11 protein-coding genes are annotated in these 12,764 nt (G+C 62.7%); 7 read left to right on the top strand and 4 right to left on the bottom strand.

Annotated elements, in window-relative coordinates:
* The first annotated feature begins 141 nt into the window (after window positions 1-141).
* Window positions 142-1,881 (top strand): gamma-glutamyltransferase, encoded by a 1,740-nt coding sequence (ggt, locus tag EOB49_RS11395; protein WP_127381026.1) that lies wholly within the window; start codon window positions 142-144, stop codon window positions 1,879-1,881.
* An 86-nt stretch (window positions 1,882-1,967) separates the two neighbouring features.
* On the opposite strand, the gene EOB49_RS11390 is transcribed toward ggt, so the two are convergent.
* Both EOB49_RS11390 and EOB49_RS11385 read right to left on the bottom strand, forming a co-directional pair.
* Window positions 1,968-2,315, bottom strand: a complete 348-nt coding sequence (locus EOB49_RS11390; protein ID WP_032808338.1) for a hypothetical protein — start codon at window positions 2,313-2,315, stop codon at window positions 1,968-1,970.
* Between the two features lie 433 nt (window positions 2,316-2,748).
* Window positions 2,749-4,854 (bottom strand): TonB-dependent siderophore receptor, encoded by a 2,106-nt coding sequence (locus EOB49_RS11385; protein WP_164762731.1) that lies wholly within the window; start codon window positions 4,852-4,854, stop codon window positions 2,749-2,751.
* A gap of 401 nt (window positions 4,855-5,255) precedes the next feature.
* Here EOB49_RS11385 and EOB49_RS11380 point away from each other — a divergent pair, with 401 nt between their 5' ends.
* From EOB49_RS11380 to EOB49_RS11370, 3 genes are read left to right on the top strand one after another with little or no spacing between them, the layout of a single operon-like run.
* The gene (locus EOB49_RS11380) at window positions 5,256-6,053 is read left to right on the top strand and encodes an ABC transporter substrate-binding protein (RefSeq protein ID WP_245466451.1); all 798 of its coding nucleotides are present in this window, start codon (window positions 5,256-5,258) and stop codon (window positions 6,051-6,053) included.
* Window positions 6,046-8,097, top strand: coding sequence for a Fe(3+)-hydroxamate ABC transporter permease FhuB (gene fhuB, locus EOB49_RS11375; protein ID WP_127381024.1), 2,052 nt, complete (start codon window positions 6,046-6,048; stop codon window positions 8,095-8,097). The genes EOB49_RS11380 and fhuB overlap by 8 nt, the downstream gene beginning before the upstream one ends.
* Before the next feature lie 23 nt (window positions 8,098-8,120).
* A complete protein-coding gene (locus EOB49_RS11370; protein ID WP_127381023.1) occupies window positions 8,121-9,023 on the top strand; it encodes an alpha/beta hydrolase-fold protein in 903 nt (300 codons plus the stop codon).
* 26 nt (window positions 9,024-9,049) lie between these two features.
* Here the strand turns inward: EOB49_RS11370 and EOB49_RS37545 are convergent, their stop codons facing one another.
* Window positions 9,050-9,262: a hypothetical protein gene (locus EOB49_RS37545; protein WP_245463562.1), complete on the bottom strand. Its 213-nt coding sequence runs from the start codon at window positions 9,260-9,262 to the stop codon at window positions 9,050-9,052.
* A gap of 504 nt (window positions 9,263-9,766) precedes the next feature.
* Complete coding sequence (locus tag EOB49_RS11360) at window positions 9,767-10,207, bottom strand: hypothetical protein (RefSeq protein ID WP_127330830.1); 441 nt, start codon at window positions 10,205-10,207, stop codon at window positions 9,767-9,769.
* Window positions 10,208-10,734: 527 nt separating this feature from the next.
* Here EOB49_RS11360 and EOB49_RS11355 point away from each other — a divergent pair.
* The 3 genes from EOB49_RS11355 (at window position 10,735) to EOB49_RS11345 (ending at window position 12,637) form a co-directional block, all read left to right on the top strand.
* Window positions 10,735-11,340 (top strand): hypothetical protein, encoded by a 606-nt coding sequence (locus tag EOB49_RS11355; protein ID WP_127381022.1) that lies wholly within the window; start codon window positions 10,735-10,737, stop codon window positions 11,338-11,340.
* Between the two features lie 10 nt (window positions 11,341-11,350).
* On the top strand, window positions 11,351-11,794 hold the full coding sequence (locus EOB49_RS11350; protein ID WP_127381021.1) for a hypothetical protein: 444 nt from the start codon (window positions 11,351-11,353) through the stop codon (window positions 11,792-11,794).
* A gap of 228 nt (window positions 11,795-12,022) precedes the next feature.
* Window positions 12,023-12,637 carry a hypothetical protein gene (locus tag EOB49_RS11345; protein WP_127381020.1) on the top strand — a complete coding sequence of 205 codons (615 nt, stop codon included), beginning with the start codon at window positions 12,023-12,025 and terminating at the stop codon, window positions 12,635-12,637.
* Window positions 12,638-12,764 lie beyond the last annotated feature (127 nt).

The raw sequence follows: 12,764 nt of genomic DNA, 5'->3' as shown, positions 1-12,764 counted from the left end.
AGGTCGGATTGCCAACCGAATTGCGCTTCGCAATTCGGTTGGCAATCCGGGTGAGGGGGCTCTTTCTCACGCTCCCTTAATTGTTAGTGGACTCGATCAGTCCAACACGGTCTTCTAGGCATCCCCGCCCGGAGAACCGCCATGCCTCTCAACCGTCGGATACTGATCGCCGCCAGTCTTTCCATCACCTTCGCCCTCGCGCCGTTGACGGGCGTCTTCGCCGCATCGCCTGCGCCAGCCAAGGGCGAGCACGGCATGGTGGTGACGGCCCAGCATCTGGCGTCCGAAGTCGGCATTGGCGTTTTGAAGAGGGGCGGCAATGCTGTCGATGCGGCGGTTGCCGTCGGCTATGCGCTCGCCGTCGTCTACCCCAATGCCGGCAATATCGGCGGCGGCGGCTTCATGACCATCCGCTTCAAGGACGGCAAGTCGACCTTTCTCGATTTTCGCGAGCGGGCGCCGCTGGCGGCGACAAAAACCATGTATCTCGACAAGGACGGCAACCCGGTGAAGGGGGCCAGTCTCGACGGCTATCTTGCGGTCGGCGTGCCGGGTTCGGTGGCCGGTCTGGAGATGGCCCGTGAAAAATACGGCAAATTGTCCCGCCAGGATCTGATGGCGCCGGCAATCGGCTATGCCAGGGACGGGTTCATCCTCAACCAGGGCGACGCCGCCTCGTTTGCCGGCAGCGCCGACAGGCTGGCGAAGGACCCTGCGGCCGCCGCCATATTCCTGAAACCCGACGGCAAGCCCTATGGCATCGGCGAGCGGCTGGTTCAGCCCGACCTCGCCGCCTCGCTCGTCGCCATTTCCGAAAAAGGTGCGGATGCCTTCTACAAAGGCGCCATCGCCGATGCCATCGTCAAGGCGAGCGGCGCCAAGGGCGGCATTCTCGCCAAACCGGATTTCGAGCAATATGCGGTGCGCGAACTCAAACCCGTGACCTGCACCTATCGCGGCTATGAGATCACCTCCTCGCCGCCGCCCAGCTCCGGCGGCGTCATCATCTGCGAAATCCTCAACGTTCTGGAGGGCTATCCCTTATCCTACCTCGGTGCCGGTTCGGCCGAGACGGTCCACGTCATGATCGAGGCGATGCGCTACGCCTATGTCGACCGCAATTCCGCGCTCGGCGATCCCGATTTCGTCGACAATCCGGTCTCGAAATTGCTTGATAAGGCCTATGCCAAGGATATCCGCGACAAGATCGACCCGTTCCGGGCCGGCGTGTCGCAGGATCTGATGCCGAAGGGCTTTGGCGAGAGCAAGGAGACGACGCATTATTCGATCATCGACGATGAAGGCAATGCGGTCGCGGTCACCTACACGCTGAATGGCTCCTTCGGAGCTGGCGTCGTCGCCGACGGCACCGGCATCCTGCTCAACAACGAAATGGACGATTTCACCCAGAAACCCGGCGTGCCCAATCTCTACGGCCTTGTCCAGGGCGAGGCCAACGCCATCCAGCCGAAGAAGACGCCGCTGTCGTCGATGAGCCCGACCGTGGTCGCCAAGGACGGCAAACCGTTCATGGTCATCGGCAGCCCGGGTGGCTCGCGCATCATCACGATCACGCTGGAAGCGATCGTCAATGTCATCGACCACGGCATGAACATCCAGGAGGCGATCGACGCGCCTCGCATCCACCATCAATGGCTGCCCGACAAGGTTTATGTCGAGCCGTTCGGCCTGTCGCCGGACACAGAAAAGCTGCTGGCCGGCATGGGATATCACCTCGATCTCGCTGACCAGACCTGGGGGCAGGCGGCCGGCATCCTGGTCGGCGGCAAGAGCCTGGCGGAAATCGAGAAGGGCGGCGGCGCGCGCTACAACGGCGCCATCGACAGCCGCGCGGCCTCTGGAGAGGCGCTCGGATACTGATAGCTCGGAGGAAAAGCCTGGTGCAGCGTGGCGATTCGGGTTGATCGCCCGCTGCTCAAGTGGATCGGCTCACACCGATTTGGCCGTCACAAGACCAGCGTGAGAGTGGACGCAACCAGCATCAAGGCGGCAATGCCGACGAACAGCGCATAGATACGCGGCCGGTCGAGCAGCAGCGCGTTTCCGGATATCCAGGCGGACGTGGCGCCGCCAAGCGCGAAGAGGAAGCCGTTGCGGTGCCCGAAGACCATCGATGCGGCCATCAGCCCTCCAATGATCAGCGCACCGAACACGATGATCACGGCAACGGCATATCTCTCGAAATCATTGCCGCTTCCCATGCTCGGGCCGATTGCGTTCAAGGTTGGCAGATCGTCCGGATCGAAAGGGTTCGTCGACCCGTATTCGTCTTGACCGGCAGGCTCTCGCATCATTCATTCTCCGTATAGCGGCAACCAACCATCAAGCCTTGCCGAGCGCAACCCGATCGCACTCCCTTCAATGCGTTTGGTACGGTCTTCTACACCTTCTGGCGACGACCGCCGCCGGTTTTTTGATTCGTTGCCTTTTCAGGCAATCCAATCCAGAGCGCGCCGGCCCGAAGGCGGTCGTGGCACCATCATCCTGGAATGCATTCGTGGAGGAAAAATGATGCGGGACGTGGATTGCGCTTCGCGGGCAGCGATTTTCGGCGAGCGGGACGTCGCACGCCCACCGTGACGGTGCGAATCGTCTTGCCGCCATCCGGACGGAGGACAGGACCGCGTCGAATCGCGGCTCTGGACGCGCGTCGTCACAGGTTCATGCGGCGCGCTTCAGATCCTACATGCCAGATCACTGCCAGCCGAGGCAGCCGAGCGGCATGCATCAGAACTTCATGCTGAGGCTGCCCTTGATGACGCGGCCTTCGCCATAGATGCAGCTGAGGTCGGCATTGCTACCGGCCTCATAGCAGGTCGAATAGTAGGTCTTGTCGAACAGGTTGGAGACGTTGAGCGCTGCCTGCCAGCCATTCTTCTTGTAGCGCAGTGCCGCGTCGACCAGCGTGTGGCCGGGCACGTCAACCGTGTTCGTATTGTCACCGAAGCTGGCGCCGATATAGCGCACGCCGGCGCCGACACTCAGGCCCTCGAGCACGCCGCTGCCAACCTCATAATTGGCCCACAGCGATGCCTGGTGTTCCGGCACCCTGGCCGGGCGGTTACCGATGACGGCGGCGGCATCGCTGGTTATCTCCGCGTCGAGATAGGTGTAGGCCGCCGTCATGCTGAGGCCGGAAGCCAGATCTGCGTTGGCCTCGATCTCCAGGCCGCGATGGCGGACTTCTCCGGTCTGGACCTGGTAGACGGGATTGGCTGCTGCCGTCGGCACATTGGTCTTGCGCAGGTCGAACAGCGAAGCGGTGATGAAGCCGGGGAAGAAGGTCGGCTCGTATTTCAAGCCAACTTCATACTGCTTGCCCAGCGAAGGCAGCAGCGCGTCTCCGGACTGGGTCGGGCCGATATTGGTGGTGAAGGATTCGGCATAGCTGGCGTAGGGCGTCAGGCCGTTGTCGAAGAGATAGCCGATGCCGATATTGCCGGTGAAGGCATGGTCCTTCTGGTCGTAACTGCCTGCACCGTCGAGTCGGTTGAAATTGGTGTGGTCGATCCAGGCCTGCCGGCCGCCGATTGTCAGGACCCAGTGGTCGGCGATCTTGGACTGGTTTTGTGCATAGAGGCCGACCTGGCCGATCGTCTCCACGCGATCCGTAATGATGAGGCTCGGCGGCGTGACAGGGATCGAGTAGTCCGGGTTCTGGGTGTCCAGCGGCGGACCCGCCCCGTAGCCGTTGCGCCCGTCGACCGATTGTCTGCTGTAATCGAGACCGAACAGCAGCTTGTTTTCGACCACGCCGAAGTCAGCCTTGTACTCGGCCTGGTTGTCGACGTTGAACAGCCTTGCCGTCTCATCCACGGTGAACAGCGTGCGCTGCACCGTATGTTCGTCTGCGCCGATGTATGGGCCGCCAAGCCACTCGCCAAAATAGAGCTGCCGGTAGTCGGTTTCCTGCTGCGAGTAGCGCAGGTTTTGCCGCACCGTCCAATGGTCGTCGAACTCATGGCTGAACTGGTAGCCGATCGAACCATGGTTGGCATCGAAGCGGTCGAAGTCGGGCGAGCCGGTGAAGAAATTGCGCGGCAGATTGCCATACTGCGCCGGCAGAAACTGATTCGTCGTCAGCCTGTCCCACTGGTAGTTGGCCAGGATGGTCAGCGAGGTCTGCGCATCCGGCTGCCACTTGAGCGCCGGCGCGACGAAGATGCGGTCGTTGCGGGAATAGTCGGTTTCGAGCGCGCCGTTGCGAACCAGGCCGGTCAGCCGGTAGGACCACACGCCGGCATCGTCGATCGGGCCGCCTATATCCAGCCCGGCCTCGACGGTGTTGAAGCTGCCATAGCTGAGGAAGCCGTCATAGATCGGCTTGTCAGTCGGCCGCTTGGTGACGGCATTGACCATGCCGCCAGCCTCGTTCTCGCCGTAGAGCACCGAGGATGGCCCCTTCAAGACTTCGATTCGCTCCAGCCCGTAGGGCTCGATCTTGAAGCCTGAGAAATCGATCACTTTCTGCGGCAGCCCGTCGCGATAGATCGCCGACGTGCAGAGGTCGAACCCACGAATCAGGCATTGGTCGAAGCGATCGTCGACGCCCCATGGCGAGATGGTGACGCCGGCGAGATAGGACAAGGCGTCCTCAAGCTGCCCTGGCTGGCGATCATCGAGCTGCTTGCGGGTCACCACCGAAATCGAGCGCGGAATTTCCTTCAGCGGCGTGTCGGTTTTCGAGCCGGTGGTGGTGTTTTTGGCGATGTAGCCGTCATCCGGTCCAACCGGGCTGTCGCTCTGTCCCTCGACGTTGATCGGGTTGAGCTCGGTCGCGGCTTCCTGCGCAAGGGCCTGGGTGCAAAGCAGGGTCGAAAGCGATGCGACCACGAGGCCCCGGGTCCGGCTTCGCCGCCGCGCCGCACGATATGCACTCAACCCCATCTTGATACCCTCACTGCCCGCAATGCGCGCAGGACCGTTCCGCCTTGCGCCAATTTAAATTTGTTGACTCGGTTAGTCATCTTCAATGTTGACTATTGAAGTCATGTTTCATAGTCAACCTACCATCGGCTGCCGGCAGCCAGATTTTTGAATGCGTCGTGTTGGAGAAAATCCGTGCCTGAAATCCACGCCCAGCCGGCTTTCCGCACAGGCGCTGCGCGATGATGGCAGCCCTTGAATCCCACAGGGCTGACCGTCTCCGCGGTCGGATCACCCGGCGCGGCGCGCTGGGACTTTTCGTTCTGCCCTTTGCCGCAATTGCATCGCCATCTGCCACGGCGAAACCGTTGCGCATCGTCTGCCTGGATGACGGCCTGGCCGAGACCTTGCTCATGCTCGGTGTCAGCCCGGTTGCCATTGCCGGTCGCGACATCTGGGAGACCTGGGTGGTCGAACCGCCGCTGCCGCCTGAGATCGCCGATGTCGGAACGCTGCTCGAACCCAATCTCGAATTGCTGCAGCAACTCAGGCCCGACATCATCCTGTCCATGCCGTATCTCGACGGCATCAAGCCGCTGCTCGAACGCGTGGCGCCGGTGACGACGATCGGGCTCTATACCGAGGCCGGGCAGCCCTATCAGCGCGCGCTCGAGGCGACGCGCCAGCTTGCCAGGCTTGTCGGCAAGGAAAGCGAAGGCGAAGCGCTGATCGCGGCGACAGATGCGTATTTTTCGGAAGTCCGCCGGCAGCTGGCGCCGCTTTCGGCGCGGCCGATCTATGTCGTCAGCTTCATGGACCCGCGCAATGTGCGCGTCTACGGCAAGAAGAGTCTGTTTCAGGAGGTGTTCGATCGCATCGGGCTCGCCAACGCCTGGACGGCCGAGACCAATTATTGGGGGTTTTCGACCATTGGTATCGACGGGCTGGCGACATCCAGCGACGCTCGCCTCGCCTATCTCGAACCCTTGCCCGAGGGCGCGGGCGGCACGCTGACCGAAAGTCCGGTCTGGAACGCCATGCCTTTCGTGCGCAACCGCTCGATCATGCGTCTTCCCGCCGTCCATATGTTCGGCGCCCTTCCGTCCGCCACCCGTTTTGCTCGGGTCCTGGCGTCGGCGATAACCGGGGAGGCCGCCCGTGGCTGAGGATGCTGCGGCCATTGCCCAAGGGGGGAAGCATGCGTCGGCCGGCCGGGCCTCCGCGTGGAGCTTTTTCAGGAATCAGCCGGTAGGCGCGATCCTGCTTTGCGCGGTGCTGCTCGCGGCAGCGTCAGCGGCAACCGTCTCAAACCTCACCGTGCAGCTGCCATCGGCGCTCTGGCTCCAATCGCTCGCCGCCCCCGACATCGCCGACATGCGGCAGGTGCTCGTCCACTACGCCTTCCTGCCCAGGCTTGCCGTCAGCCTACTGTGCGGTGCGGCGCTCGGGCTTGCCGGAACCGTCCTGCAGCAGGTTCTGCGCAACCCGCTTGCCTCGCCCGAAACGGTCGGCGTCTCAGCCGGCGCCTATCTGGCGCTCGCACTAGCAACGCTTCTGTCGCCGTCGCTGCTTGCCTTTGGCCGCGAATGGGTGGCGCTGGGCGGCGCATTCGTTGCCCTTGCCGCCGTCATCGCTCTGTCCTGGCACAAGGGCCTGTCACCGCTTTCGGTGGTGCTGGCGGGGCTTGTGGTCAGCCTTTATGCCGGCGCCATCGGTGCCGCTCTCATTGTGCTGCGGCATGAATGGCTGGCCAGCCTGTTCATCTGGGGCGCCGGTTCGCTCGGCCAGCAGGACTGGTCGACGACGCTGTGGCTGTTGCCACGCATCGGCACTGCTGCGCTTGCGATCTTCCTCATGGTGCGGCCACTGACCTTGCTTGGCCTCGACGATGAAGGCGCGCGCAGCCTTGGCGTGCCGCTCGGCGCCTATCGCTTCGCCGGACTGGCGGCCGCCGTCGCGCTGATCGCGTTTGTCGTTGCCGCTGTCGGTGTCATCGGTTTCGTCGGCCTGGCCGCGGCGACGCTCGCGCGCATCGGCGGTGCCCGGCGGCTGGGCCAACAACTGGTGATGGCGCCGCTGATCGGCGGGGCGCTGTTGTGGGCTGCCGACCAGGCCGTGCAGATCGCCACCGGGCCGCAAGGCGACCTGCTGCCGACCGGAGCGATTACAGCACTTCTCGGCGCGCCGCTGCTTCTCTGGCTGCTGCCGCGCCTTGCTCTGGGCTCGGAAGCCCCGACCTTGATGGCCGCGCGCCTGCCGCGCGCAAGCCGGCCCGGCCTTATGCTGACGGCGATCGGCCTGGCCTTGCTTTTGCTGCTCGGGCTGGCCCTGCTCTATGGACCGGGCCCGCATGGCTGGACCTTCGCCTTCGGCGACGAGCTGCAGCCTTTGCTGTCGTGGCGGTGGCCCCGCGTGCTTGCCGCGCTGAGCGCCGGGGCGATGCTGGCGCTTGCCGGGCTGATGATGCAGCGGCTGACCGGCAATCCGATGGCGAGCCCCGAAGTACTTGGCATCAGCGCCGGTGCCGCGCTCGGCATGATGGTGGCGCTGTTTGCGCTCTCCGATGCCGGGCGCCCGGTTCAGACGGCGGCGGCAACCATCGGCGCCTTCGCCGCTTTGCTGGTGACGCTGGCGATCGGCCGCCGTGCCGCCTATGCGCCGGAGCGGCTGCTGCTCGCCGGCGTTGCTCTGACGGCCTTGTTCGACGCGCTTATCCTGGTGCTCACCGCCACCGGCGATCCGCGTGCCATGCTGCTGCTCAACTGGCTGACCGGTTCGACCTATGGCGTCGATGTCGGTGACGCCTTGCTCACCGGTGGCATCGCCGTCTGCCTCTTCGCGCTCGCGCCTTTCTTCATGCGTTGGCTCGACATCCTGCCGCTTGGCCCCGCCGCTGTGCAGGGCCTTGGCATTGACCTGAAGAGGACGCGGCTTCTCGTGCTGCTGACGGTCGCGGCACTTACCGCGGCTTCTACCCTGATCGTCGGTCCGCTGACCTTCATCGGCCTCATGGCACCGCACCTTGCCCGTCGCATTGGCCTTTCCCGTGCGCTGCCGCAGGCCATTGGCGCGGTGCTCGCCGGCGCGCTGATCATGGTCGCCGCCGACTGGGTGGGCCGCACCGCCATCTTTCCGCGCCAGATCCCGGCCGGTCTCGTCGCGACGCTCATCGGCGGCCCGGTGCTGATGTGGCTGCTGCGCCGCCGCTGACCGTTTTGCCCCTGGAGATATCCATGTCCAAGATATCCATGTCCAACGCGACGCCAGCCCTGATCGCCGACACGACGGTCCACGATCTTGTTCCGGCGCAGGGCGGCGCCCCCTGGCGGATATTCCTGCATGTGCCGTCCGGGCCGGTGCCCGAGGCCGGCTGGCCTGTGCTCTACATGACCGACGGCAACGCCGTCATCGGCACGGCGGTCGACGCCATGCGCGCGCAGGCCTTCTATCCAACGGGCACCAATGTCGGCTGGGGCGTCATCGTCGCCATCGGCTATCCCGTCGACGGCGCCTATGACCCGCTGCGCCGCTCATGGAATCTCGGCCCGCCGCCGGGCAAGACCTATCCGCCCTTCTACGAGGGCACGCCCGAAGTCCGGACGGGTGGGGCAGCGGAATTCCTTGCCTTCATCGAAGACGAGCTGAAGCCATGGGTCGCCAGTCGGGTCACGGTCGACACAAGCCGCCAGGCGCTTTACGGCCATTCTTTCGGTGGTCTGTTTGCGCTCTATGCCCTGTTCACGCGGCCGTCTGCCTTCCAGACCTGGATCGCGGCGAGCCCCGCCATCTATTGGGAAGAGCGTGCCATCGACCGCTTTCTCGAAACCTTCGAGGCCGCCATCCCCGCTGGTTTGGCGACGACCGTGATCCTGTCGGCCGGCGAGTACGAGACCGAGAAGCTGGCGCCGTTCCAGATTGGCGCCGAGGACGAGGAAAAGCGCCTGCAGCAGAAGAAGATAACACGCACCGACGAATTCGCGCGGGCAATGGCGCAGCGGCTTGATGCTCTCCCGGGAGTGCGCGCCAGCTTCGAACTGCATGCCGGCGAGAACCACATGTCGATCCTGCCGGTCACAGTCAATCGTGCGGTTCAGGCGGCGTTTGCGGTGAGGGAAAAGGATACCGCCCTTTGCTGAACGCTGCAGCAAGGCGCGTCGCGCTGTCATTCCTGTGAAGGGGAGGCGCTCAATCGGCGATAGGAGACGCCGCCGAAATTTGCCGTCACAAAATCCGTGACGGACATCTTGCGCTTGCCTCCGTCGCTGCAGGCGTAAACCGGCCAACCGGCATCGCTGCATTCGCTGGCAGCGCAGATGCGCGCCAGGCAGTTCCCGATAGTCAGCCGGAAGCCGCCCTTGCCGGCGAAGCCTTGCAACAGGCTGCCGTCTGCCGAGCGCCATGTCCGGGCACGGAATTCCGCCCGCAAAAGCAGTGGTTCGAGAGGGGCCGCAAGGTTGGTTTCGCCGGCTCGCCCCGCGAGCTGCAGACGGAAGCGCGCCATTGCGGTCGCGTATGCAGTCACAAGATCGGCTTGGCGAAAATAGGCGGTTGCCAGGCTTGAGCGGTCAAGCAGATGAGACGTCCACTCGCCTGCCCCTACCGGCCTCACCAAGGCAACAAAGGCAAGAAAGGCGAAGCAAGCTCGTGACATTTCCAGCAGCCATATCTGTCTCGGCGTGCCGGTTTGCCCCCCGGTTGCCCTCCCATAACATCCCGCCAATCGGCGCCCGGCGCAAGCCGCTTGCCAAGGCGGTTCAAAAGGCCGCCGAGCAAGGGCGCCTGGAGCCGAAGACGGTGACCCGCATCGACGAACCTGTGCGGGCGATGGCGAGGGGGTGGCGGTGTTTGCGGCAAGGGATCTTCATCAGCCCAAGGTTCCCTAGCCGATGCGAGCCGGCGGCAGCTCGAACAAAGTGGCGCCGTTCTCCCGGCCGCGCTCGACATAGCCGATAACGCCGAACCATCTTGCGACATCCGGCCCCTGCAGCCAGCTGCGCGAGTGGATGGCGAGGTTGCCGGCGAGCGCCTGGATGTGCCTGATATGCCGCTTGCAGAAGCGGACGGTCGTGGCACGGAAGAAGTCCTCCCGTGCGGCGAACAGGGTGTCGGCGGCGTCGCTGTTCTCATGCCAGGCGACGATCGCCACGGCCTTGTCGCCCTCGACAAGCGCGTGCGCGCGGCCCTCCTTCAAATTCATCATCAGATTGTCGTAGGCGATCTTGCTGTCCTTGCCGGCAGCGACGTATTCGTCCGACATCCGCTTGGACAGACCGCGAAAGACATCCTCCAGATCCCCAAGCGTTGCTGCGCGTGCTCTCATTTCACCTCCTGCAGCCCCAACGGGCAGTTTGCCCTAGGGTTGAGGGGTGGCCAAGCAAATTAAATCCGTCGGCGGGCTAATGTGCGCAAAGTGATTCCAGGCGATGCAGGCGGCGACGCGACGGGGGTGCCCAGAATGGACCACGTGAAAATGGTGCCCAGAGGCGGAAAAGGCAGAACGCAGAAAAAACCTAGCAAAATCAACCGCGAGGCTACCGACATTGCGCGGCTTGTGTAGCACCGCCGTGTAATAAAAGTCTAGCCGTTGTCGCCATATCAACTCAGGAAACCATGACGTGCCCCGTTGCCGCGTGGAGTGGACAGCAGCATTTCGGGTAGTCGATCTCCAATCGTCAGTAGCCATTTTGATCGGCGTCGCGACCACTTCAAAGACGGCCTACCGGTTCAACAGCGCCGCTGGTTACGACCACAGTGCGATCTCTAAGGATGACACAGCCAAACGCATGTACTATTGACACGTGTGGAAAATAGATGTATATGTAACACATGTCATCGATGGAGAGTGAGATGAGAGAAGACCTTAAGCAGCTACGCTACGTGCCGCAAAATTTTCGTGACCTCGCAGAAACCGAACTTGGAAAGGAGCTTTGGTCGTTTCTGAAGCACCGCGACAATCTCATTCGGATGGAAACAGCCACACTTCTGGACAGGGCAGCCGTTGAGCCCTTGGCGGCGGGACTGGTCGCAGAGTTCGGGGAAGAGGTCTCCGATGATCGCGTCAAGCAAATGATAGGTCATATGGTCCGGCAAGTGATGGCGGCGCTGGGATACAGGCCCGACCGCTCTGCCTTGCGAATTACACGGCCAAGCCTGTTCACAAGCGGCACGACCTACCGCCAAGAGGGCAGCGATCCACGCGAAGCCATGAAAATTACGAAAGAGCAGCGCGAGGCATGGATAAAGAACACAAAAAATAGCGCGTTCAACGTCTGGCTTAACCAGCAGGTTCGGGACGAGAATGGCATCCTTGTGCTGGACCGGCTGTACGCAGTCGCGAGGAAATACCGCATCGAGAAGCGTTACGACAATCTCAACCCCGGCCAACAACGCATGAACATTGGCGTCCAGCTCCGTAAGCTGGTCGATCCAAAAGAATACGAATCTTTCGAGTGAGGGACTTCACATGTACACCGTCGAGAAACTGAAAGCGATGACCCTCGAGCAGCGGGCCCAGATCTATAAGAACTGTCTACGAAAAGGTGGTCCTGAAGCGGAAGCCATTATTCAAATGTTGAAAGCCACTGGAATGCCCTACCAAAAAGACAGCTCGCTCGCTCATGGCGACCCCGCTTATCGCGCAATGGAGGTTGTCATCAACAATCCGGAAAACGTCGAGAAGATGCTAGACGCCGCTGCTAAAGGCCGCCCACCGCTTGAGGCGGTCGATCCGCTGATAAAGGCGAAGCTCGGCAAGGACTACGGCCCGCACAACGAGGGGACAGTGACGGCGGGCTACCTTGTCGGTCAAAAAATGTATGCGCTAGGTTATGAGAAGACCCGCGCATTGCCTCTGGTTGGTTGTGTTGCAAAGACGGCTGCTACCTTCAGGAAGAGGAAGGCTGCCTGATCACGCTCGACCGGGCGCTCTGTTAGCTAAAACAACCTCCGGTTGACTTAGGAAAATTTTCCTGTTATGCTGGTTGCGGCGAGCTGCGTCGGTTGAGGCGGCTGGGCCAGACCCTAACAGGAGCTCGAACATGCCTTTGACAGATCGACCCGACGCGCCGTGTCGGCACCACTCAAATTACACCTTAAGGGGCCCTCTGGGCCCTTTGTCATATCTGGAGGCAAAACAATGAATGTCGCCTCCGAAACCACCCGATCGTTGATCGTGTTCGGCCGCGATGAGAGCCGCAAACCCCACGCGTCGATCTTTCTGTTGCCGGAAGTCGAGGCGGCAGAAAGCGCAGCGAGGTTGATGGGGATGCATTCGCACCGCGTTGATCCCGGCGAAGCACCCGAGATCGTCATGCGACTTCCGGCTGGCAAGCTTTTCGACAGCGGCAAGGCGTTCGTGCCGTTCGTCAAGGGCGATCTGTATACTCGCATTGCGACCCTAGCGGGGGTCGCTGACGAGCGCGACGGCGAGCCGGGCGATGACAAGGCGGCCGACAGCCCTGAAAACGCTTCAGCGGGCTCGCCTGCGCCGGTGGCGGCCCATGGCGGGGGCGACGGTGGCGGCGATGCCGCTGGCGGTAACGGTGGCGACCTTTGGGCAAAGCTGGCAATCGGCGACATGGTGCTGGCGTCAGAGGGTCCCGACGAGGGATATTTCGAAGCCCGCATCATGAAGGCCAAAGCCAAAGGCATCTTCACGCTGAAGTTCAGGGACTACCCGGATGCGGCCCCCGTGGATCGCAGCTACTACCAGCTCGGCCTGATCCACCCCCGCCTGCTGGCGAAGAAATAAGCTGCCTTCAAACGGGCCGGGTTCAAATCCGGCCCGCCACCCCCGATCACTCATCCATTCGAAGGAACCACTTCATGACATGCTCAACAGAGCGCGTCGGTCGGCTATCGGCGGCTGATCGAACCGC

Origin of the sequence: Mesorhizobium sp. M7A.F.Ca.MR.148.00.0.0 (assembly GCF_003997735.1) — a bacterium.
Classification (GTDB): domain Bacteria; phylum Pseudomonadota; class Alphaproteobacteria; order Rhizobiales; family Rhizobiaceae; genus Mesorhizobium.
Note: the sequence above shows the minus strand (reverse complement) of the source record. Positions and strands in the feature narration are given on the sequence as shown.